Origin of the sequence: Nocardioides palaemonis (assembly GCF_018275325.1) — a bacterium.
In the GTDB taxonomy this organism is placed as follows: Bacteria; Actinomycetota; Actinomycetes; order Propionibacteriales; family Nocardioidaceae; genus Nocardioides; species Nocardioides palaemonis.
Map to the genome: position 1 here is coordinate 1,353,556 of NZ_JAGVQR010000001.1, position 22,400 is coordinate 1,375,955.

Here is a 22,400-nt window from a genome sequence, read left to right on the forward strand (position 1 = left end):
CCCATGGGTGACTGGATCTCGCTGATCGTCGCGATCGCCGTCGTCGGCCTGCTGACGCTGGCCGGACTGCTGACCTCCGGACGCCGTCGGCGCGAGGTGCCGCCGTCCGGCGGGACCGACGTCGTCGCACCGCCGCCGACCGAGGCCGACACCGCGACCGAGGCGCCGCCCGAGCCGGCCGTCGAGGTCGCCCCGGAGCCCGAGGCACCGGCCGCCCCGGTCGTCGAGAAGCCCGAGGGCACCGCGTCGCGGCTGGTCCGCCTGCGCCAGCGCCTCGCGCGCTCGCAGGGCGGCCTCGGCCAGGGACTGCTCGCGCTGCTCAGCCGCGACCGTCTCGACGAGGACACGTGGGAGGAGATCGAGGACCTCCTGCTCACCGCCGACATCGGTGTGGCGCCCACGCAGGCGCTCGTCGACAAGCTCCGCACCCGCCTGCGGGTCGAGGGCGGGCAGACGAGCGACGTACGCGCCGTGCTGCGCGAGGAGCTGATCGAGCTCGTCGGCACCGACATGGACCGCCGCGTGCAGGTCACCGGCGCGGACGGCAAGCCCGGCGTGGTCCTGGTCGTCGGTGTCAACGGCGCCGGCAAGACCACGACGGTCGGCAAGGTCGCCCGGATCCTCGTCTCGCAGGACCTCACGGTCACCCTCGGCGCGGCCGACACCTTCCGCGCCGCTGCGGTGGACCAGCTCGCCACGTGGGGCGAGCGCGTGGGCGTCGAGGTGGTGCGCGGACCGGAGGGCGGTGACCCGGCGAGCGTCGCGTTCGACGCGGTCAAGCGGGGCACCGAGGACGGGGTCGACACCGTCCTGGTCGACACCGCCGGCCGGCTGCAGAACAAGGCCGGCCTGATGGACGAGCTGGGCAAGGTCAAGCGGGTCATCGAGAAGCAGGCCCCGGTCACCGAGGTGCTGCTCGTCCTCGACGCGACCACCGGCCAGAACGGCCTCATCCAGGCCCGCGTCTTCAGCGAGATCGTCGACGTCACCGGCATCGTGCTCACCAAGCTCGACGGCTCCGCCAAGGGCGGCATCGTGGTGCAGGTCCAGCGCGAGCTCGGCGTCCCGGTCAAGCTGGTCGGCCTCGGTGAGGGCGCCGACGACATGGCCCCCTTCGACGCCGCCGCGTTCGTGGACGCCCTCCTCGGCTGACGGTCGAGCCGTTTTCAGCGATCCCCGGCCGACCGGGGATCGCTGAACATGTCAGGCCGTGCACGGGCCGACATGTTCAGCGAGAGCCTGACAAGTCCGCGACCGACCCCCAGTTGGCGTCAGCGGCGGGCGAGGAGGGCGCGCACGGCGTCGTCGATGAGCGTCTCCGCGCGCTTGTCGAAGCTGTGCTCGGCGATGATGCGCGTCGCGATGGTGCGGCGGGTGGCGTCGTCGGGGAACGCGTCGTAGGGCGGCGTCGCGAGCCGGGCGAGCTCGCGCTCGTTGTCGAAGGGCAGCACCAGTCCGGAGAAGATCTCATCCAGGCCGTCGATGCGGTCGCTGAGGATGCGGGCGCCGCAGGCGGCCGCGTCGAAGAGCCGGTTGGACGCGAAGCTGTCGCGGCGCATGTCGAGGTGGTGGTCGTTGAGCACCACGCCGGCCGACGCGTAGAGCGCGCCGACCTCCTCGTTGGCCACGCCGCCCGAGGCGATCTGCTCGCGGTCGACGAACTCGGTCCAGTCGTTGCCGTGGAGGGTGAGGTCCGCGCCGATGGCGAGCGCGCTGCGCACGGCGTAGCGGTAGACGCCGCGCGAGTTGCCGACGAACAGCAGCGCGGGCCCGGTGCCGGGCTCGGCGCGGTCGGGGTGGAACCAGCGCGTGTCGGTGCACTGCAGCAGCGGCGCGACGGTGACGCCCCACTCGCGCGACACGCGCGCGGACCAGCTGGTGCTGGCGGCGTAGACGAGGTCGAACCCGGCGACCTCGTCCGGGACGATCATGTCGGGGTGGCTGATGATCCACTCGACGTTGAGCAACCCGGGGCGCGGCGCGACGCGGTCGAGGCCGCGCAGCACGAGCAGCACGTCGTCGTGGTCGCGGGAGTCGCGGTCGCGGGCGTCGCGACGGTCGATGGCGACGTGCTGGCCGCGCCGCTCCAGGGCGTCGGCGAGGGAGCGGGCGAAGTAGGTGTCGCCCCACCGGTCGCCGCGCGAGGCAGCGGGCGCGGCGATGTCGATCGCCCACCGCAGCCGCGGCGGTGACTCGTGGATGCCGAGCACCCGGCGCAGCACCAGCTCGGGGACCAGCACCGCGGGCGCCAGCCGGTCCTCGGGGTCGAGGGTGATCCGGCGGTTGCGGACATCGGTGATCTCCAGGCCGGCGGCGGCGAGGAGGTCGGCCGACGGGTCCGGCGGGACCTCGTGCGCCGCGCCGCGCAACGACGCCATCGCGCCGATCAGCTCCTCCGAGGTGGCGTACGCGGTGCGCGAGGTGACCACCGTGGCCGGCACGACCACGGTGTCACCGAGGCCGGCAGCGCGGGCGCGCAGCCCGAGGTCGGTCTCGGCCAGCACCGAGTGGAACCGCGCCGACAGCCCGCCGAGGGTGATCGCCGTCGACGTGCGCAGCGCGACGACGGGCGAGGCGGGTGCGGCGACCCGGCAGGTGCCGATCCGGAGCGCGTCGCTCGTGGGCAGGCCGGCCAGGAACAGGTCGGGGTGCGGGTTGCCGGGCGCGAACCGCGCCCCCGCGCTCAGCGTCACGCCGTCGAGGTCCACGACGAGCGGCTGGGCGACGGCCACGCCCGGCTCGGCGAGCGCGGTGCGCAGGCGGTCGGCGATCGGCTGGCGCGGCGGCATCGCCTCGGGGCGGACGAGCACGACGGTGCTGCCCCGGGCGTGGGCGATGCCGACGTTGGTCGCGGCCGACGTCGAGACGGGCGCGGGCACGGAGACGAACCGGGCGCCGGAGATCACCGCCGCGATCGATGCGGCCAGCACGTGGTGCGCGCGGCGCAGACGCACGCCGACGAGGACCAGCTCCGCGCCCTCGCGCGGCAGGGCGCTCAGCCACTCCACGGTGCGCCGCGGCTCGACGCCGAGGGGGAGCACGTGGCTGACCAGGGCGTCGTCGGTGGCGCGCACGGCAGCGGCGTCCCAGTCGACGAGCTGGCGCTCGAGGACTGCCGACCCCCAGTCGTCGCCGGTGTCGCGTGGCGCCTGCTCGGGCCGCTTGAGCACCGGCACGTCGACCGGCAGCGGCTCGTGCTCACGGGTCAGGCGCAGCACCAGGTCGCGCTCGGAGTCGCCGCCGAGGCCCTCGTCGAAGCCACCGACGTCCTTGACCGCGGCGCGGCGCAGCAGCGCCGTCGCAAGGTCGACCGGCCGGCCGGACAGGAGCTCCTGCCGGCTCCGGCCGACCGCCCCGGCGCCGGACAGCACGACGGCAGCACCCGAGTGGTGGGCGTGCGCGAGCAGGTCGGCGAGCTGGTCGGGGAGCCACTCACGACCCAGCGGGAGGAACGCGACGTGCTCCGACGTGGAGTGCTCGAGCGCGACGTTGAGGGCGCGGGCGTGGCTGCAGCGCGACTCGCGCACGAGGGTGACCCGGTCGTCGAACGCGGCAACGCCCTGCAGCACCGCCGCCGTGTCGTCGACCGAGCCCCGGTCGACGGCCACGAGCTGCCAGTCGGTGAAGGTCTGGGCCTGCAGGGACGCGACGGTGGCGTGCACCAGCGGACCAGCGTCCTGCGCCGCCATGACCACGGTGACGGTGGGGGAGGCGTCGGTGGCCACGGCCAGCGGGCCGGGTGGGGCGACGAGCGCCGGCCGCTCGACGACGACCTCCTGGCGCCAGGCGGCGGCGGCCTCGATCGCGGCGGCGCGGTAGGTGCCCCACGTGACCCGGCGGGGCAGCACGCGGGTCGGGAGCGGGGTGCTCGGCCCGGAGACGGAGAGCCAGTGGGACAGGGCGCCGAAGGGGTTCAGCCGCGCCTCCGGCATCGACGCGAAGACCACGCGCGGGTCGACCAGCGGGTGGGGGCTGATCCGGTTGCGGCGCCGGCGCTCGGAGAGGTACCAGACGGCGGGGTGCTGCCCGGCCCGCTGCCACGAGCGGCGGCGGCCGATCCAGTGCGCCTCGAACAGCGGGTGCGGGGAGAGGTCGCCGGCCTCGACGACCGCCCGTGCGGCCTCCTGGTCGGACGCGAACGAGCGCCCGAGCTGGGCGGCGACGTAGTCGCGGTCGACCAGCCCGGACTCGACGAGCGCGTCGACGGGGTCGTCGAGGCGCACCTGCTGCCCCGAGCGGCGGCGCTCACCGCGCATCGGAGTACCTCACGCGGGGGAACAGCGGCTCGAGGGCCAGCGGGGTGGGCAGCAGCCGCTCGGTGTCGCGGACCGGGTAGTAGGGCGCGGTGTCGGCCAGGAACTGGCGCACGCCGTCGAACCGCTCGGGGAAGCGCTTCTCGCACAGGTCGAGCAGGCGGTCGGCGTCGAGGTTGTAGGGGTCGTAGCGCAGGGTGTCGATCTTGACGTAGGGCAGCCGGGCGTCGTCGAGCACCCGGTCGGCCAGGCTCCGGGCGGGGTTCCAGGGCTCGTTGGCCCGCTCGCGCCACTCGCGCACCTCCGCGCGCGTGCGCGGGAAGGAGGAGCGGTGCGCGGCCCACCAGCGCATCCGCTCGCGGGCGATCCGACGGTCCTCGGGGGTCTCCACGAAGTAGGTGTCGGAGACGAAGCCGGCGTCGTAGAGGCGCCGCGACATGCCGATCTCGTAGCGCCGGATGACCTGGCGCCGCCGCGAGATCGGCTCCATCTGCTCCCAGAACTCGGTGAACGCGTGCGACGACACGACCCACGGACGGAAGGCGATGAAGAAGGACTGGATGTGCGGGGCGAGCCGCTCGGCGCCGGTGAGCCCCCAGAAGTCGCACGGCCGGGTGGCCATCTCGTCGAACACGGGGGCGTAGGAGTCGAGCGCGAAGACGTAGGTGTCGTTGCACACGACGACCTCGTCGTAGGCCGTGAGGTCGCCGGCGGCGTCGAGGCCGACCTTGTAGCTGAAGAAGTCGTAGCCGTAGTTGGCGCGCTCGACGAGCGTCGCCCGCTCGGACAGCCAGGAGCGGGCCGAGTCCTGCAGGCTCGCGGTCGTGCACACCAGCAGCGTGTCCACCGACGCGGCGAGCGCCTCGACCTGGCCGCGCACGTGGGGCCGCAGCTCCCCGGCGACGTCGAAGTGCGCCATCACGGCCAGTCTGGACACGGCCGAACACTAACAAGGGGCGCGGGTCGCCGGCCGGGCGCCGCGGCGTTCACACGGCCGTAACACCACGCGGCGATCCGTTGCGTCCCCGCAACATCCCCGGCGGCCCGACGTCACATCGCACCCGCAGGCTCTGGATGAACATGTGGACCCCTGCATGACACCGGCGTCATGCGCCCGGCGGTCCACCTGCCCGTACGTTTTCCTGGAGGTTCTGTGGACGGCTATTACGCCTTCATGCTGGTGGCGACCGCCTTCGTCCTGATGATGACGGTGCCCGCGCTGGCGCTGTTCTACGGCGGCATGTCCCGGTCGAAGTCCGTGCTCAACATGATGATGATGTCCTACGTCGCAGCAGCGATCGTCGGCATCCTCTACGTCGCCGTCGGCTGGTCGATGGGCTTCGGCGGGGACGGCACGCTCTTCGCCAACCCGCTCGAGCTGCTCTGGCTCGACGGGGTCTCGACCGGCGACTACATCTTCGTGATGTTCCAGATGACCTTCGCGATCATCACGGCCGCGCTCATCAGCGGCGCCGTCGCCGACCGGATGAAGTTCTCCGCGTGGGTGCTGTTCGTGCCGCTCTGGGCGGTCATCGTCTACTTCCCGATGGCCCACATGGTCTTCAGCTGCACCGACGACTCGCTGATCTGCGGCCGCATCGGCGCCCAGGACTACGCGGGCGGCACGGCCGTCCACATCAACGCCGGTGTCGCGGCGCTGGTGCTCGTGGTGCTGCTCGGCAAGCGCATCGGCTGGCCCAAGGAGCAGATGCGTCCGCACAACCTGACGCTCACCATGCTCGGCGCCGGCCTGCTCTGGATGGGCTGGTACGGCTTCAACGTCGGCTCGATCGTCTTCGGCGACGACCCGGAGACCCAGTTCCCCCTCGAGACCGGCCGCACCTTCGCGACCACCACGCTCGCCACGATGGCCGCGATCCTCGGCTGGCTGCTCGTCGAGCGCGTGCTGCACAAGAAGGCCACCTCCCTCGGCGCCGCCTCGGGCATCGTGGCCGGGCTCGTGGCGATCACCCCCGCCGCCGGTGCGGTCAACCTGTCGGGCGCCGTGGCCATCGGTGCGATCGCCGGCGGCGTCTGCGCCTGGGCCGTGGGCCTGAAGTACAAGCTCGGCTACGACGACTCGCTCGACGTGGTGGGCGTGCACCTCGTCGGTGGCATCATCGGCACCGTGCTGATCGGGGTCTTCTCCACCTCCGAGGGCGCCGGCGGCGTCGACGGCCTGATCTACGGCGGCGGGTTCGGCTCGCTCGGTGACCAGGCGCTCGGCGTGGTTGTGGCCGTCCTCTACTCCGGCGTGCTCACCACGGTCATCGCCCTGGCGGTCAAGTACACGATCGGCCTGCGCCTCGACGAGGAGGACGAGGTGGCCGGCATCGACCTCGCCGCCCACGGCGAGTCGGCCTACGACCTGCACACCGGCACCAGCGGCGGGCGCTCCAGCGTCCTCGCCCCCGCCGCCCCTGCCGCCACCGTCTCCAGCGAAGGAGCCAACGCATGAAGCTCGTGACCGCGGTCATCAAGCCGCACAAGTGGGAGGACGTCCGCGAGGCGCTCGAGACCTTCGGGGTCGCCGGTATGACGGTCTCCGAGGTGAGCGGCTACGGCCGCCAGAAGGGCCACACCGAGGTCTACCGCGGCGCGGAGTACGACATCGCCCTCGTCCCCAAGATCCGGATCGAGATCGTGGTCGACGACGCGGACGCCGACGACGTGGTCGGGATCGTGGTCAAGACCGCGCAGACCGGCCGCATCGGCGACGGGAAGGTCTGGGTCAGCCCGGTCGAGACCGTCGTGCGGGTCCGGACCGGCGAGCAGGACGCGTCCGCACTCTGATGGGTGCGCGTCTCGGGGCCGCCGCCACGGGAGCTCTCGTGGGGGAGGGCCTGTGAGCACCGCGGAACGCCAGGCCAGGGCCGCCTCGGCCGACGAGCTCTGCCGGCAGGCGTACGCCGCCTCCGGAGGGCCCGACGCCGGGGTGGCCCTGGTCGCGGTCGGGGGCTACGGGCGCGGCGAGCTCGCGCCCCACTCCGACCTCGACGTGGTGCTCGTCCACGAGGACGGCGTCGCGCTCGGCGAGCTCGGCAGCACCCTGTGGTACCCCCTGTGGGACTCCGGCCGGCGCCTTGACCACTCCGTGCGGTCGATGGGGGAGGTCCTCGAGGCGGCGGGCGACCTGCGGGTCGCGCTCGGCCTGCTCGACGTGCGCCACGTCGCGGGCGACCCGGGCCTCGCGCTGCGGCTGCGCACCACGATGCTGGCCGACTGGCGCCGGCAGGCGCGCTCGCGGCTGCCGGAGCTGCACGCGATGACCCGCAAGCGGCACGAGGTCACCGGCGAGCTGGCCCACGCGTCGGTGCCCGACGTCAAGGAGGCCGAGGGCGGCCTGCGCGACGCCGGCGTGCTCAAGGCGATCGAGGCGAGCTGGCTGGTCGACGCCTCGTCCCACGACCTCGAGTCCGCGCGGTTGCAGCTGCTCGACGTGCGTGACGAGGTCCAGGACCTCGCCGGGCGTCCGGGCGACCGGATCGCGCCCGAGGCGTGGGCGCCGCTCGCCGAGCGGCTCGGGCTCGACGACGCCGCCGCGGCCCAGCGCCACGTCCGCTCGCTGGGCCGGCGCATCTCGCACCTGTCACGCCTCGCGTGGCGCCGCACCGACGCGGTGCTGGCGCGCCCGACGGGGGAGCGGGGACGACGTACGCCCGCCCTCGAGCGGATCGCTCCGGGCCTGGCGCTGTCGCGGGGCGAGGTGGTCCTCGACGCCGGCACCCGGCCCGCCGACGACCCGACCCTCCTGCTGCGTGCGGCCGCCGAGGCGGCCGGCCGCGACGCGGTGCTGGCCCCCACGACCGCGGCCCGGCTCGTGCGCGAGGGCGCCGAGCTGCCGGTGCCGTGGCCGCCCGCGGCCCGCGACGCGCTGGTCCGTCTGCTCGCCAGCGGCCCCGCGCTGCTGCCGGTGTGGGAGACCCTCGACGAGGTCGACGGCATCGAGACCTTCCTGCCGGAGTGGGAGCAGGTCCGGCTGCTGCCGCACGCCTCGGCCATCCACCGCTTCACCGTGGACCGGCACGTCATCGAGACGTGCGCCGAGGCGGGCGCGCTGATCCGCGGCGTGCGACGTCCCGACCTGCTGCTCGTCGCGGCGCTGCTGCACGACATCGGCAAGGGGTCGCTGCAGGACCACTCCGTGGCCGGCGAGCCGGTGGCCCGCAAGATCGTCACCCGGATGGGGTTCACCGACCTCGACGCCGAGGTGGTCGCGTCCCTGGTCCGCTGGCACCTGCTCCTGGCCAACCTGGCCACCACCCGCGACCCCGACGACCCGGCCACGTCGGCCGAGCTGCTCGCCCACGTCCCCGACGCGGCGAGCCTCGAGCTGCTCCGGGCGCTCACCGAGGCGGACGCCCGGGCCACGGCGCCCGCGGCCTGGACCTCGTGGCGCGCGTCCCTCGTCGACCAGCTGGTCGCGCGCGCCGCCGCCGCGCTCGGTGCCGAGATCGTCCCCGTCACGTCGGTCGACCAGGTCGCCGTGCCGGACGTCGTGCGCCGTGACCCGACGGCCGTGTCGGTCACCATCACGCCGCACGACGTCGGCGCGACCGTCAGCGTCGTCGCCGCGGACCGGGTGGGCCTGCTCGCCGACGTGGCCGGCGGTCTCGCCGCGCTGCGGGTGCCGGTGAAGGCCGCCCGCGCCTGGTCGCAGGTCGACGCCGAGGGGGAGTGGGCGGTGAGCGCCTGGGAGGTCCCGGACGCCTACCTCGACGCCGCCGTCGTGCGCGAGCGGATCCGGCGGGTCGCCGACGGCGCCCAGGCGCTGCCCGACCTCCCCCCGCGCCGCGACGACGAGCTCCCGCCGATCGTCGAGGTGCGCCCCGACGCCTCACGGGCCTCGCTGGTGCTCGAGATCCGGACCTCGGACCGGCCCGGCGTCGTGCACCGGGTCCTCACCACCCTCGCCGGTCTCGGCCTCACCGTGGCCTCGGCGCACGTGTCGACGCTCGGCCCGCAGGCGGTCGACGTGTTCTACGTGCAGGAGGTCGGCGGCGTGCGTCCGACCGAGGAGCGCGCCGCGGCCGCCGCGCACGCGGTCCGCACGGCCCTCGGCGGCTGAGGCACCGCCTGCCGAATCGTGGGGTCCCTGCCCCGTCCGGATACGCTGGGCCGTCGTACGACCTGACTTCAGCCACCGATGCGAGGACTGACCACACCTTGTTCGCCACACTCTCCGACCGGCTTGCCGACACCTTCAAGAACCTGCGGGGCAAGGGCCGGCTCTCCGAGGCCGACATCGACGCCACCGCGCGCGAGATCCGCATCGCGCTGCTCGAGGCCGACGTCGCGCTGCCGGTCGTCAAGGAGTTCGTCGGCGCAGTGAAGGAGCGGGCCCGCGGCGAGGAGGTCAGCGGCGCGCTGAACCCGGCGCAGCAGATCATCAAGATCGTCCACGAGGAGCTCGTGACGATCCTCGGCGGCGAGACCCGGCGGCTGCGCTACGCGAAGTCCGGCCCGACCGTCATCATGCTGGCCGGCCTCCAGGGTGCCGGCAAGACGACCCTCGCGGCCAAGCTGGCGCTCTGGCTCAAGGACCAGGACAAGACGCCGATGCTGGTCGCTGCCGACCTCCAGCGACCCAACGCGGTGCAGCAGCTGCAGGTCAACGGCGAGCGCGTCGGCGTCCCGGTCTTCGCCCCGGAGCCCGGCAACGGCACCGGGAACCCCGTCGACGTCGCCCGCGCGTCGATCGAGGAGGCGAAGCGACGCCTGCACGACGTGGTCATCATCGACACCGCAGGTCGCCTCGGCGTCGACGCCGAGCTGATGCAGCAGGCCAAGGACATCCGCGACGCGGTGCAGCCCGACGAGGTGCTCTTCGTCGTCGACGCGATGATCGGCCAGGACGCGGTCACCACGGCGCAGGCCTTCCTCGACGGCGTCGGCTACGACGGCGTGGTGCTCACCAAGCTCGACGGCGACGCCCGCGGTGGTGCCGCGCTGTCGATCCGGCAGATCACCGGCAAGCCGGTCATGTTCGCCGCCAGCGGCGAGAAGATGACCGACTTCGACCTGTTCCACCCCGACCGGATGGCCTCGCGCATCCTCGACATGGGCGACATGCTCACCCTGATCGAGCAGGCCGAGAAGGCCTTCGACTCCGACCAGGCCATGAAGGCCGCGGAGAAGCTCGGCACCAAGGGCGGTTTCACCCTGGAGGACTTCCTCCAGCAGATGCAGCAGATCCGCAAGCTCGGCTCGATGACCAAGATCATGGGCATGCTGCCCGGGATGGGCCAGTTCCGCGACCAGCTCGAGAACTTCGACGAGCGCGAGATCGACCGCATCCAGGCGATCATCCAGTCGATGACCCCCGCCGAGCGGGAGAACCCCAAGATCATCGACGGTTCGCGCCGCGCCCGCATCGCGAAGGGCTCCGGCCGCCAGGTCTCCGACGTCAACCAGCTCGTCGACCGGTTCTTCGAGGCGCGCAAGATGATGGAGTCGATGGCGCGCGGTGGCGGGATGCCGGGGATGCCCGGGATGCCGGGGATGGCCGGCGGCAAGCGCTCCGGTGCCAAGCAGGCCCCGAAGGGCAAGAAGGGCAAGAAGCGGGTCTCCGGCAACCCCGCCAAGGCCGCGCAGCAGAAGGCCGCCGACAAGGCCGCCGCCGCGGAGAAGGCCGGCAACCCGTTCGGCAACCCCGACGGCGCCGAGATCGACTACGAGAAGGCCGCCGAGCAGCTCAACCTCCCCAAGGACTTCTCGCAATTCCTCAAGTGAGACGCCCAGCCGACCACGAGCGAAGCGAGTGGGCGGCGTCGGGCGGCCAGGTTGAGCAAGCGACACGACCGAGGAACGAGGTCGTACGAGCGCGTCGAAACCCACGTGGGAGGTCCGGCTGTATGCAGCCTCACGGGGGCCGACGGAGTTACGACGCACCGCACACACCGCTGGGCACCGCGACGCGCGAGTGGTTGGGTGGACGGCGTACGCCGGACCACCGAGGGGGAGCCATGACCGAGCCGTTCGACCAGCTGCTGGAGAGCTACGCGCGCCTCGTCGTGCGGGTGGGCGCCAACGTCCAGCCCGGGCAGGAGGTCGTCGTCAGCGCGCTGCCCGAGCAGGCCGACGCGGCGCGGGCGATCACCGCCGAGGCCTACCGCGTGGGCGCGTCCAAGGTCACGCTCCAGTACCGCGACCCCTTCGAGAAGCGTGCCGCGGTCGAGCACGGGCCCGAGGAGCTCCTCGGCACCTCGCAGGAGCACGAGTTCGTCCAGGTCCGCGGCTGGCAGCAGACCCGCCCGGCGATGATCTCGCTCACCGGAAACCCGCACCCGACGCTGATGGACGGGCTCGACCCCGCCCGGCTCGCGAAGCGGTGCCGGTCGAGCTGATCCAGGAGCTGATGCCCCTGATGACGACGAACCAGGTCGCGTGGACCGTCGTCGGGGCGCCCACCAAGGGCTGGGCCGACAGCGTGGGCGTCAGCGACGTCGCAGCCCTCTGGGACGCGGTCGCCACCAGCATGCGCCTCGACCAGGCCGACCCCGTGGCGGCCTGGCGCTCCCATATCGCCAAGCTCAAGGCGCGCGCCGAGGTCCTCAACGCCCACGGCTTCGACAAGATCCGCTACCGCGGACCCGGCACCGACCTCACCCTCGGGCTGACCTCTCGCTCGCGCTGGGTCGGCGGGTCGTCGGAGAACGAGGCCGGGGTCGAGTTCGTGCCCAACATGCCGACGGAGGAGGTCTTCGTGTCGCCGGACTGGCGACGCGCGGAGGGCACGGTCCGCACCTCGGCCCCGTTCTTCCTGGCATCGATGGGCACCCTGGTCGAGGGCCTCGAGCTCGAGGTCCGCGACGGCACCGTCACCGGCGCCAGCGCCCACCGGGGCGAGGAGGCGGTACAGGCGCAGTTCGACCTGATCCCGCGCTCGCGCCACTTCGGCGAGGTCGCCATCGTCGACGCCGACTCGGCCGTCGCGTCGACCGGCCTGGTCTACAAGGACATGCTGTTCGACGAGAACGTCGGCTCGCACATCGCGTGGGGGATGGGCTACACCGCTGCCATGGACGACACCGTCGGCCTCACCACCGAGCAGCGCATCGACGAGGGGCTCAACCAGGCCAACACGCACGTCGACATCGTCATCGGGAGCCCCGAGGTCCAGATCGACGGGATCCACGCCGACGGCTCGTCCGTGGCCGTCACCCGCGGCAACGAGTTCGTGCTCACCGACTGACACACTGGGGCCGTGAGCACGGTCCTCGTCGTCGACGGCGCCAACGTCGTCGGATCCGTCCCCGACGGCTGGTGGAAGGACCGCGCCGGGGCCGCCCGCCGCCTGCACGAGCGGCTGCTGGTCGGCGACACGGCGTACGACGAGATCGTGCTCGTGCTGGAGGGCCAGGCGAAGGGCGGCGTCCGGGCCGGGCGCGACGCCCACGTCCGCACGGTGCACGCCGCCCGCGACGGCGACGCCGAGATCCGCGAGCAGGCGCGCCGCGCGCTGGCCGACGGCAGCCGGGTCACCGTCGTGACCGCCGACCGGATGCTGGCAGCCAACGTCTCGCCGGCGCAGGTGCTCAGCCCCTCCTGGCTGCTCGACCGGGTCTGACCGCGCTCACTCGCCGGCCGTGGCCATCGCGACCGCCAGCGCCACCGCGCCCACGATGCCCGCGCGCTCGCCCAGTTCGGCCGAGCGGACCTCGACCGCGCCGGCGGTGGCGGGCTGGGCATAGCGGTCCAGCGCGCGGCGTACACCCTCGACGACCGACGACGCGGCCCCGAACGGGCCGCCGAGCACGATCATCGACGGGTTGAGGTGGTTGCTGAGGTCGGCCAGCACGCGCCCGACGGTCGTGCCGGCGTCGGCGAGCACCCGCCGCACCCCGGGGTCGCCGGTCGCCTCGAGCCCGAGCACCCGGGCGACGGTGAGGTCCTCGTCGTGGGCAGGCTGCAGCACGGCCAGCAGCCGGCCGGCGGAGACCCGGGTCTCGAGGCAGCCGCGGTTGCCGCACCGGCACACGTCGCCGTCCTCACCGATCTGCACGTGCCCCACCTCGCCGGCCATCCCGGTCGCGCCGCGGTGCACCCGCCCGCCCAGGACCAGGCCCGACCCGACGCCGCTGGCGAGCTTCACGTAGACCACGTCCTGGTGCCCCCGGGCCGCGCCGTGGCGCACCTCGGCGAGCGCCCCGAGGTTGGCGTCGTTGTCGACGACGACCGGCGCGCCGATCCGGTCGGCGAGCTCGGCCGCCGGGTCGACGCCCCGCCAGCCGGGGAGGATGCCGGTGCTGACCCGGCTGGTCCCGCGGTCGATCGGCGCGGGGACGCACATCCCGGCACCGTGCACCTCCTGCGCGTCGAGCCGCGCGGCGGCCAGCACCTCGCGGACCATGGCCGCGGCCACGTCGAGGGTGCCCGGACCGTGCCCGTCGACGTCGAGCACGCGCACGTCCTCCGCGAGCACGTCGCCCGTCGGCCCGGCGGCCGCGACGCGGACGTGACCGTGGCCGACGTCGACCCCGACCACGCCGCCAGGCGGGGTGGCGAGCTCGACGAGGACCGGCGGCCGGCCGGACCCGCCCTTGTGCGGGCGCCCGGTCGAGGTCTCGCGCACCTGGCCGGACGCGAGGAGCTCGCCGACCAGGCTGGAGACGGTCGTCGCCGACAGGCCGGTCGCCCGCGCCAGCTCGGCACGGCTGCGCGGCCCGGCGGCGCCGAGCTGGGCCAGCACCACCCGGCGGTTGGCGCGGCGCAGGTCCTCCAGCGAGCCGCCGCGGGGACGCCACGCGACCGGCGCGGGCCCCGGGCCGTCATTCCTGCGGGACCCGGCCGAAAGATCCTGTCCCCGGCGAGGTTTCGACATTGACGCGCACGATAGCCGCTTCCTACGTTCGGTGTGACGGGCGTCACCCGGCGCTCTCGACCTCGGGCAAGGGAGCACCTCATGCAACGTCCACCTCGACGACCCCGCGCACGCGCCGCACTCGGCCTGCTCGCCACCGCTGCGTTGTCCACCTCGCTGCTCGGCGTCCCGGCGCCGTCCGGCGCGCAGGAGTCCGGCCAGGGCTCCGCAGGCTCGGCACAGCCCGCGGCGGCACCCGCGACCGCGGACTACCGCAACCCCCGGCTGTCCACGGCGAAGCGGGTCGCCGACCTGCTCGGGCGGATGACGCTCGCGGAGAAGATCGGCCAGATGGCGCAGGCCGAGCGCCTCGACGTCGACGCCGACACGTCGCTGATCACCACCTACGGCCTCGGCAGCCTCCTGTCGGGCGGCGGCTCGACCCCGACCCCCAACACCGCCGAGGCCTGGGCCGACATGGTCGACCGCTACCAGCGAGCGGCCCTCGAGACCCGGCTGGGCATCCCGCTGCTCTACGGCGTCGACTCCGTGCACGGCCACTCCAACCTCGTGGGCGCGACGGTCTTCCCGCACAACATCGGGCTCGGTGCGACGCGCGACCCCCGCCTCGTCGAGCGGATCGCCGAGATCACCGCCGAGGAGACCCGCGCGAGCGGCCCGCAGTGGGCGTTCGCGCCGTGCCTGTGCGTCGCCCGCGACGACCGCTGGGGCCGGACCTTCGAGTCCTTCGGCGAGGACCCCGACCTCGTCACGTCGATGACCACGGCGATCCGCGGGCTCCAGGGCCGTCCGGGCCAGCTCGACCGCCCCGAGCACGTGCTGGCCTCCGCCAAGCACTTCGCCGGTGACGGGCTGACCACCTACGACGAGTCGGCCGCCGGCACCGGGGCGTACCCCATCGACCAGGGCGTCACCCAGGTCGACCACGAGACCTTCGACGAGCTCGCGCTCGCGCCCTACTGGCCGGCCATCCGCAAGTACGACGTCGGCTCGGTGATGCCGTCCTTCTCCAGCGTCGACTGGACCGAGGACGGGCTGGGCAACCCGACCAAGATGCACGCCAACGCCGAGCTCCTCACCGGCACGCTCAAGGGCGACATGCGCTTCGACGGGATCGTCATCTCCGACTGGCGCGCCATCCGGCAGCTGCCCGGCACCTACCGCGACCAGGTGAAGGCGTCCGTGCTCGCCGGGGTCGACATGTTCATGGAGCCGATCCAGGCACCGAACAACCCGACCGGCTGGGACGAGTTCATCCCGACGCTCACCGAGCTCGTCGACAGCGGCGAGGTGCCGGTGTCGCGGATCGACGACGCGGTCACCCGGATCCTGACCAAGAAGGTCGAGCTCGGGCTCTTCGAGCACCCGTTCACCGACCGGCGCCACCTGGACGACATCGGCAGCGCGAAGCACCGCAGGGTGGCGCGCCAGGCGGTCGCCGAGTCGCAGGTGCTGCTCAAGAACGAGCGCCGCGCCGTGCCGCTGGCCCGGCGCGCACCGGTCTACGTCGCCGGCGCCAAGGCCGACAGCATCGGCGACCAGGCCGGCGGCTGGACCGTCACCTGGCAGGGCGGCTCCACCAACCAGATCCCCGGCAACACCATCCTCGACGGCGTGCGCGGCGAGGCGACGCGGGTGACCTGGAGCCCCGACGGCACGAAGCCGGTCCCGGCGGGAGCCTCGGCCGTGGTCGTCGTCGGCGAGACGCCCTACGCCGAGGGCTTCGGCGACGTCGGCGGCCCGCAGTGGGCCTACGACCCGGGCGACAACAACGTCCCGCGCCCGGCGCAGACGATGGAGCTGTCCACCTCCGACCAGGACCTGGTCCGGTCGGTCTGCTCGAAGGTCGAGACCTGCGTGGTGGTGCTGCTGTCCGGTCGCCCCGTCGTCATCGAGCCCTCGCTGATGTCCTCGATCGACGCGCTGCAGGCCGCGTGGCTGCCCGGCAGCCAGGGCGAGGGGGTCACCGACGTGCTGTTCGGCCGCAAGCCCTACACCGGCAGGCTGCCGGTGAGCTGGCCGCGCAGCGTGGCCCAGGAGCCGATCAACGTCGGTGACGCCGACTACGACCCGCTCTACCGCTACGGGTTCGGCCTGCGCGCCCGGCGCTGAGCGCCCACCCGCCGCGACCCCGGTCGCCCGGCCCACGCACGGGCCGGGCGACCGGGGTCCTCGCTAGGGTCGGGCCATGCCCCTCGAGCCAGCCCAGCGCTTCCGCGGCCCGGTCCTGCCCGACGGCGAGCCGCGCGACCTCTACGTCGTCGACGGCCGGATCACCTACGAGGCGCAGCCGGGCGCCGACACGGTCGCCGAGGGCTGGATCGTGCCCGGCCTCGTCGACGCGCACTGCCACCTCGGGCTCGACGACTTCGGTGCCACCGACGACGCCGCCACCGAGCAGCAGGCGATCGACGACCGCGACGGGGGAGCGCTGCTGATCCGCGACGCCGGCTCGGCGGCCGACACCCGCTGGATCCACGACCGCGACGACCTGCCGCGGCTGATCCGCTGCGGCCGCCACATCGCCGCCACGAAGCGCTACATCCGCAACTACGCCCACGAGGTCGAGCCGGAGGACCTCGCGACCTACGCCGCGCAGGAGGCCCGCAACGGCGACGGCTGGATCAAGCTCGTCGGCGACTGGATCTCCCGCGAGGAGGGCGACCTCGCCCCGTCGTTCCCGGCCGAGGCGTTCGCCGCCGCGATCGACGCCGCCCACGCCGAGGGGGCCAAGGTCACCGCCCACTGCTTCGGGCACGGGGTGCTGCCCGGCCTGATCGAGGCCGGCATCGACTGCATCGAGCACGGCACCGGGCTCACCGAGGACCTCATCGACGCGATGGTCGCCCACGGGACCCGGCTGGTGCCGACCGTGATGCAGCTCGACAAGTTCCCGGAGCACGCTGCCGCCGGCGCCGAGCGGTTCCCGGACTACGCCGCCACCATGACCGACCTCTACGCCCGGATGCCCGCCACGATCATGGCCGCCCACGAGGCCGGCGTGCCGATCTACGCCGGCTCCGACGGCGGCGGGATCAGCCGGCACGGCAACATCGCCGGCGAGATCGAGGCGCTGGTCCGGATCGGGATGCCGGCCCACGACGCGCTCGGCGCGGCCAGCTGGCGGGCGCGCGAGTGGCTCGGCGTCGACGGGCTCGTCGAGGGCGCCTCGGCCGACTTCGTCGTCTACGACCGCAACCCGGTCGAGGACCTGTCCGTGCTGCGCACCCCCACCTGCACCGTGCTGAGGGGCGTCACCCGACGTCGATGACCTCGACGCCCGGGCCGGGCTCGTAGACGACGAGCGCGCAGTTGGTCTTGACCAGCTCGTCGCCGACCTGCGCGCCGGTGCGCCGGTCGATCACCCGTCGCCACACCTGGTTGCGGCGGAAGACCCGGCCCTCGCGGCGCAGGAACTGCTCGTCGCGCGCCTCGACCTTCCAGGAGTGCGCGGGCCACGCGTCGGTGCGCAGCTGGCCGTGGAGGTAGCGCTCGCCCACCCACGTACGCAGTTGGAACGGGTGGTCGGTGTCGTTGCGCACGACCAGGTCGACGTAGTTGTAGACGATCGAGCAGCCGACGCCCCACGGCAGCACGCGGCCCTGGTCGGGGAACGGGTCGAAGGAGTGCTCCGAGCGCTCGACCACGGTGAGGTCGGAGTGCAGGACCATCCAGTGCACGAGGTTGGCGAGCTGGCAGATGCCCCCGCCGGTGCCGGCCTCGGCGGAGCCGTTGGACAGCTTCATCCCGTCGACGTAGCCCTTGCGCCGGGTGCAGTTGCCGACCACCCGGTTGAAGGAGAACGTCTCGCCGGGCGCGACGACGAGTCCGTCGAGCCGGGACGCCGCCAGCCGCAGGTTGGTGACCTTGTTGTGCTGCAGGTGCATCCGGTCCGGGTCGAGCTCGCGCAGCAGCAGCGAGCCGTGCTGCTTGAGGCGCACCGGGAGGTCGACCGCAGCACGGGTCCGCGCGAACCGCACCCGGCCGGACAGGGAGTCACGCGTCCAGCGGACGCGGCGTCGCGCGCGGTGCACGAGCATCGCCACCGGGAGCAGCACCGGGTGGCGCTGGGTGAGCCGCGGGGGAGCAGTGAGCCGGGCCGGGAGCTCCAGCGGCGCGACGCGGGCAGTGGTCATGACACAAGGACGTCGCGCGGGCGCGGAAGGTTGCGGGGAATCCGGTTGGTGGGTGCGGGGCGGGTCCGTGAGGATGGCGCCATGCTGAGCGCCACCGACGTCTACCCTCCCTTCGGCCTGCGGGTCGTGGCCGGCCCGATCGAGCTGCGCGGACTGACCGACGAGCTGGTCCTCGAGCTGTGCGACGTCGCCGAGCGGGGCATCCACGACCCCGGTGAGATGCCGTTCTACGTCCCCTGGTCGACCGCGCCGGCAGGTCAGCTCTCCCGCAACACCGCGCAGTACCACTGGAGCAAGCGGTCCACCTTCCGTCCCGACGACTTCTGCCTCGACCTCGCCGTCCTCGTCGACGGCCGGGTCGTGGGCTCGCAGGGGGTCGCGACCAGGAACTTCCCCGTCACCCGGACCGGCGAGACCGGGTCGTGGCTGGGCCGGGAGCACCAGGGGCGGGGGATCGGCACCGCGATGCGCCGCGCGTTCTGCGCGCTGCTCTTCGACCACCTCGGCTTCGAGGAGATCACCTCGGCGGCGTTCGTCGACAACCCGGCCTCGCTCGGCGTCTCGCGCAAGGTCGGCTACCGGCCGACCTCGGTCAGCCGGATCAGCCGCCAGGGCCGGCTCGCGCTCAACCAGGGCCTCGTCCTCACCCCCGAGGACCTCGTGCGCGACGACGTACGCCTCGAGGTCGAGGGTGCCGAGGCGGTGCGCGAGTTCATCGGTCTTGGCGCCGCCTGAGCCGCTCCGGGACGGGCTGCACGACCGGATTGGTCGCACCCGGCCGGTGTCTGGCAGAATCGCCGCTCGTGTCCTGCGTGCCCGGACCCTCTCATCCGGACACGCAGCGCCCATCGAGCTGTTCGGTCCTGGTGTCCCCACCGGCGGACCGGCCCCTCACCCACGACAATTTCTGAGGAGACACCACAAACGTGGCCGTCAAGATTCGCTTGAAGCGCCTGGGCAAGATCCGGGTGCCGCAGTACCGCATCGTCGTCGTCGACTCGCGCAAGAAGCGCGACGGCAAGGTCCTCGAGGAGATCGGCAAGTACCACCCCAAGGAGGAGCCGTCGCTCATCGACGTCACCTCCGAGCGGGCGCAGTACTGGCTCGGCGTGGGCGCCCAGCCCTCCGAGGCCGTCGAGGCCCTCCTCAAGGTGACCGGTGACTGGCAGAAGTTCAAGGGTCTGCCGGGCGCCGAGGGCACCCTCAAGGTCAAGGAGCCCAAGCGCTCCAAGCTCGACATCTTCAACGAGGCCCTCAAGGAGGCCGCCGCCGAGCCCAAGGGCGCCGCGGTGACCGCCAAGAAGAAGGCCGAGAAGACCGAGAAGGCCGAGAAGACCGAGGCGCCCGCCGAGGTCCCCGCCGACGAGACCCCCGAGGGTGCCGCTGACGCCGCCGAGGCGACGGAGACGGTGACCGCCGAGGACGCCGGCAAGAGCGAGGCGTGAGCGACGTGCTGGCCGAGGCTCTCGAGCACCTGGTGCGTGGCATCGTCGACCACCCGGACGACGTGAGCGTGCGCGACAAGCAGCTCCGGCGCGGCTCGATCCTCGAGGTCCGGGTGCACCCCGACGACCTCGGCAAGGTGATCGGCCGCAACGGCCGCACCGCGACGGCGTTCCGCACCGTCGTCTCGGCCCTCGCCGGCCGTGGCGGTGCCCGGGTCGACTTCGTCGACACCGACCGCCGCCGCTGAGCCGGCACCAGCACCGGCACCACCACCGCACGTCGACGGGCGCCACCCCCTGGGGGTGGCGCCCGTCGCTGCGTCCCGGGGCACCGGCGATAGCCTCCTCGCGTGAGCGAGGACAGCGCAGGCATCGAGGTCGTGGTCGGCCGCATCGGCAAGCCCCACGGCATCCGCGGCGAGGTCACCCTCGACGTCCGCACCGACGAGCCCGACCGACGCTTCGCGCCGGGGACCGTCCTGCGCGCCCAGGCCCCGGCCGGCGCCGACCGGCGCCCGGCCTCCCTCACCGTCGCGCGGGCCCGGTGGCACCAGAGCACGCTGCTGGTCACCTTCGAGGAGCTCGCCGACCGCAACGCCGCGGAGGCGGCGCGCGGGACCCTGCTGCACGCCACCATCGCCGCCGACGAGACGCCGGAGGACCCGGAGGAGTTCTACGACCACCAGCTCGTCGGGCTGGCCGTGGTGGACCTCGACGGCACCGCGCTGGGGGAGGTGAAGGCCGTCGTGCACGGCTCCGCGCAGGACCTGCTCACCGTCCGCACGCCCGACGGTCGCGACGCGCTCGTGCCGTTCGTGAGCGCGCTCGTCCCCGAGGTCGACCTGGCCGCCGGCCGCGTCGTGGTCGCGGACCGGCCCGGGCTGGTCGCGCCCTTCCCGGACGAGCAGGCGTCCGGCGGGCAGGCGCCCGGCGAGCAGGGCCCCGCATGAGGATCGACGTCGTCACGATCTTCCCCGACTACCTCGCGCCGCTGGGGCTGAGCCTGCCGGGCAAGGCCCGCGACAAGGGCCTGCTGGACGTGCACGTCCACGACCTGCGGCGGTGGACCAGCGACCGGCACCGCACGGTCGACGACACGCCCTACGGCGGCGGTGCCGGCATGGTGATGAAGCCGGAGCCGTGGGGGGAGGCCCTCGACGAGGTCGCGCAGGGAGCCACGATCGTCTTCACGACGCCGAGCGGTGAGCCCTTCACCCAGCGGGTCGCCGCGGAGCTCAGCGGCCACGAGCACCTCGTGTTCGCGTGCGGGCGCTACGAGGGCATCGACCAGCGGGTCCTCGAGCACGCCGCCACCGTCGGGACGGTCCGCGAGATCAGCCTCGGCGACTACGTCCTCAACGGCGGCGAGGTCGCCGCGCTGGCGATCACTGAGGCCGTCGTGCGCCTGCTGCCCGGCTTCATGGGCAACGCCGAGTCGCTGGTGGAGGAGTCGCACGCCGACGGCCTCCTGGAGTACCCCGTCTACACCAAGCCGGCCTCCTGGCGCGGTCGCGAGGTCCCGGACGTGCTGCTCTCCGGCGACCACGCGCGGATCGCCGCGTGGCGCCGCGAGCAGGCCGAGCAGCGCACCGCCGAGCGGCGCCCCGACCTGCTGCCGCGCACGGGCGCGGTCGGCGCGCTCGCGGACCTCGACGTACGCGCTGCCGTCCCGGCCGACGCCGGCGAGCTGTTCACCCTGCAGCGCGCGTGCTGGCTGCAGGAGCAGCAGGCCAACCCCGGGGTGGAGATCCCGGCGCTGCACGAGTCGCTCGACGACGTGCGTCGCGGCCTGGGGGAGTGGACCGTGATGGTCGCCCGTGAGCCGTCGTCGGGCCGTCTCGTCGGTGCCGTGCGCGGCCGGGTGGACTCCCACGGCGAGTGGGACATCGGCCGGATCATGGTGGCGCCCGACCTGCAGGGCCGCGGCCTGGGGCGGGCCCTGCTCGGGCTGGTCGAGGACCTGGCGCCGGCCGACGTGACGACCTACGTCCTCTTCACCGGCGAGCGGTCGACCGACAACCAGCGGATGTACCGGAAGGCGGGCTTCCGGCTGCGCACCGACCGGCGGGCTCCTGCGGGCGCGGTGGTGATGACCAAGCCGGCCCGGCGGCGGGCCTAGGCACCACCCCGGCCGGATTTCACGCCGGCCCGACGCCTCTGGCAGACTTCACCACTGGTCTGCTCGAGGCCAGGGTCGCCCGGACGCATCTCGCGATGCACCGCCCCGGGGTCCCGCCGAACCGCACCTGCCACAGGGGGCGCGCCGGCCGGCCACCACGAGCGTCCGTCCGACACACGACTATGTCCGCGGCTGACCTGTGGCACTCGCGAGGAGCACCCGATGAGCAACGTCATCGCCGATCTCGGCACCGCCATCAAGCGCGACGACGTCCCGGCCTTCCGCGCCGGCGACACCGTCAAGGTCCACGTCAAGGTCATCGAGGGCAGCCGCTCGCGTGTCCAGGTCTTCCAGGGCGTCGTGATCCGCGTCCACGGCTCGGGCATCGGCCGCACCTTCACCGTCCGCAAGGTCTCCTTCGGCGTCGGCGTGGAGCGCACCTTCCCGCTGAACTCCCCGATCTTCGAGAAGATCGAGGTCGTGACCCGCGGTGACGTGCGCCGCGCCAAGCTCTACTACCTGCGCAACCTGCGCGGCAAGGCTGCCAAGATCAAGGAGCGCCGCGAGGCGTGAGCACCGTCCGGCGCCGGGTGGCGCCGGTCCGACCAGGGACTGGTTAGTCTC

20 protein-coding genes are annotated in these 22,400 nt (G+C 73.4%); 16 read left to right on the forward strand and 4 right to left on the reverse strand.

Annotated features, from left to right (window positions below; translation table 11 throughout):
• Positions 1-3: 3 nt before the first annotated feature.
• Entirely contained in the window at positions 4-1,152 is a 1,149-nt protein-coding gene (gene ftsY / locus KDN32_RS06625; protein ID WP_211731259.1) for a signal recognition particle-docking protein FtsY, read from the forward strand.
• A gap of 119 nt (positions 1,153-1,271) precedes the next feature.
• Here the strand turns inward: ftsY and KDN32_RS06630 are convergent, their stop codons facing one another.
• Entirely contained in the window at positions 1,272-4,256 is a 2,985-nt protein-coding gene (locus tag KDN32_RS06630; protein ID WP_211731260.1) for a glycosyltransferase family protein, read from the reverse strand.
• Positions 4,246-5,190, reverse strand: coding sequence for a rhamnan synthesis F family protein (locus KDN32_RS06635; protein WP_211731261.1), 945 nt, complete (start codon positions 5,188-5,190; stop codon positions 4,246-4,248). Before KDN32_RS06635 ends, KDN32_RS06630 begins: the two co-directional genes overlap by 11 nt.
• 216 nt (positions 5,191-5,406) lie before the next feature.
• On the opposite strand from KDN32_RS06635, the gene KDN32_RS06640 reads away from it, so the two are divergent.
• From KDN32_RS06640 to KDN32_RS06670, 7 genes are all read left to right on the forward strand, one after another.
• Complete coding sequence (locus KDN32_RS06640) at positions 5,407-6,711, forward strand: ammonium transporter (RefSeq protein WP_307853780.1); 1,305 nt, start codon at positions 5,407-5,409, stop codon at positions 6,709-6,711.
• Positions 6,708-7,046 carry a P-II family nitrogen regulator gene (locus KDN32_RS06645; RefSeq protein WP_210438240.1) on the forward strand — a complete coding sequence of 113 codons (339 nt, stop codon included), beginning with the start codon at positions 6,708-6,710 and terminating at the stop codon, positions 7,044-7,046. Before KDN32_RS06640 ends, KDN32_RS06645 begins: the two co-directional genes overlap by 4 nt.
• Positions 7,047-7,098: 52 nt before the next feature.
• A complete protein-coding gene (locus tag KDN32_RS06650) occupies positions 7,099-9,321 on the forward strand; it encodes a [protein-PII] uridylyltransferase (RefSeq protein WP_211731263.1) in 2,223 nt (740 codons plus the stop codon).
• Positions 9,322-9,419: 98 nt separating this feature from the next.
• Positions 9,420-10,985 carry a signal recognition particle protein gene (gene ffh, locus KDN32_RS06655; RefSeq protein WP_211731264.1) on the forward strand — a complete coding sequence of 522 codons (1,566 nt, stop codon included), beginning with the start codon at positions 9,420-9,422 and terminating at the stop codon, positions 10,983-10,985.
• 233 nt (positions 10,986-11,218) lie between these two features.
• Positions 11,219-11,599, forward strand: coding sequence for an aminopeptidase (locus tag KDN32_RS22830; RefSeq protein WP_211731265.1), 381 nt, complete (start codon positions 11,219-11,221; stop codon positions 11,597-11,599).
• A gap of 11 nt (positions 11,600-11,610) precedes the next feature.
• Entirely contained in the window at positions 11,611-12,447 is an 837-nt protein-coding gene (locus KDN32_RS06665) for an aminopeptidase (protein ID WP_504739248.1), read from the forward strand.
• A 12-nt stretch (positions 12,448-12,459) separates the two neighbouring features.
• The gene (locus KDN32_RS06670) at positions 12,460-12,822 is read left to right on the forward strand and encodes a hypothetical protein (protein WP_211731267.1); all 363 of its coding nucleotides are present in this window, start codon (positions 12,460-12,462) and stop codon (positions 12,820-12,822) included.
• A 6-nt stretch (positions 12,823-12,828) separates the two neighbouring features.
• On the opposite strand, the gene KDN32_RS06675 is transcribed toward KDN32_RS06670, so the two are convergent.
• The gene (locus KDN32_RS06675) at positions 12,829-14,076 is read right to left on the reverse strand and encodes an ROK family transcriptional regulator (RefSeq protein WP_211731268.1); all 1,248 of its coding nucleotides are present in this window, start codon (positions 14,074-14,076) and stop codon (positions 12,829-12,831) included.
• An 81-nt stretch (positions 14,077-14,157) separates the two neighbouring features.
• Between KDN32_RS06675 and KDN32_RS06680 the strand changes: the two genes are divergently transcribed.
• Positions 14,158-16,188: a glycoside hydrolase family 3 protein gene (locus tag KDN32_RS06680; protein WP_211731269.1), complete on the forward strand. Its 2,031-nt coding sequence runs from the start codon at positions 14,158-14,160 to the stop codon at positions 16,186-16,188.
• A gap of 76 nt (positions 16,189-16,264) precedes the next feature.
• Positions 16,265-17,347, forward strand: coding sequence for an amidohydrolase family protein (locus KDN32_RS06685; protein ID WP_211731270.1), 1,083 nt, complete (start codon positions 16,265-16,267; stop codon positions 17,345-17,347).
• On the opposite strand, the gene KDN32_RS06690 is transcribed toward KDN32_RS06685, so the two are convergent.
• Positions 17,331-18,212, reverse strand: a complete 882-nt coding sequence (locus tag KDN32_RS06690; RefSeq protein WP_211731271.1) for a VanW family protein — start codon at positions 18,210-18,212, stop codon at positions 17,331-17,333. The genes KDN32_RS06685 and KDN32_RS06690 overlap by 17 nt on opposite strands.
• 81 nt (positions 18,213-18,293) lie before the next feature.
• Between KDN32_RS06690 and KDN32_RS06695 the strand changes: the two genes are divergently transcribed.
• From KDN32_RS06695 to rplS, 6 genes are all read left to right on the forward strand, one after another.
• Entirely contained in the window at positions 18,294-18,947 is a 654-nt protein-coding gene (locus tag KDN32_RS06695; RefSeq protein ID WP_211731272.1) for a GNAT family N-acetyltransferase, read from the forward strand.
• A gap of 191 nt (positions 18,948-19,138) precedes the next feature.
• A complete protein-coding gene (gene rpsP, locus KDN32_RS06700; protein ID WP_211731273.1) occupies positions 19,139-19,657 on the forward strand; it encodes a 30S ribosomal protein S16 in 519 nt (172 codons plus the stop codon).
• 5 nt (positions 19,658-19,662) lie between these two features.
• The gene (locus KDN32_RS06705) at positions 19,663-19,905 is read left to right on the forward strand and encodes an RNA-binding protein (RefSeq protein ID WP_191279416.1); all 243 of its coding nucleotides are present in this window, start codon (positions 19,663-19,665) and stop codon (positions 19,903-19,905) included.
• A gap of 102 nt (positions 19,906-20,007) precedes the next feature.
• Entirely contained in the window at positions 20,008-20,607 is a 600-nt protein-coding gene (rimM, locus tag KDN32_RS06710; protein ID WP_307853783.1) for a ribosome maturation factor RimM, read from the forward strand.
• The gene (trmD, locus tag KDN32_RS06715; RefSeq protein ID WP_211731274.1) at positions 20,604-21,776 is read left to right on the forward strand and encodes a tRNA (guanosine(37)-N1)-methyltransferase TrmD; all 1,173 of its coding nucleotides are present in this window, start codon (positions 20,604-20,606) and stop codon (positions 21,774-21,776) included. The genes rimM and trmD overlap by 4 nt, the downstream gene beginning before the upstream one ends.
• A 222-nt stretch (positions 21,777-21,998) precedes the next feature.
• A complete protein-coding gene (rplS, locus tag KDN32_RS06720; RefSeq protein ID WP_211731275.1) occupies positions 21,999-22,349 on the forward strand; it encodes a 50S ribosomal protein L19 in 351 nt (116 codons plus the stop codon).
• The last annotated feature ends 51 nt before the right edge of the window (positions 22,350-22,400 follow it).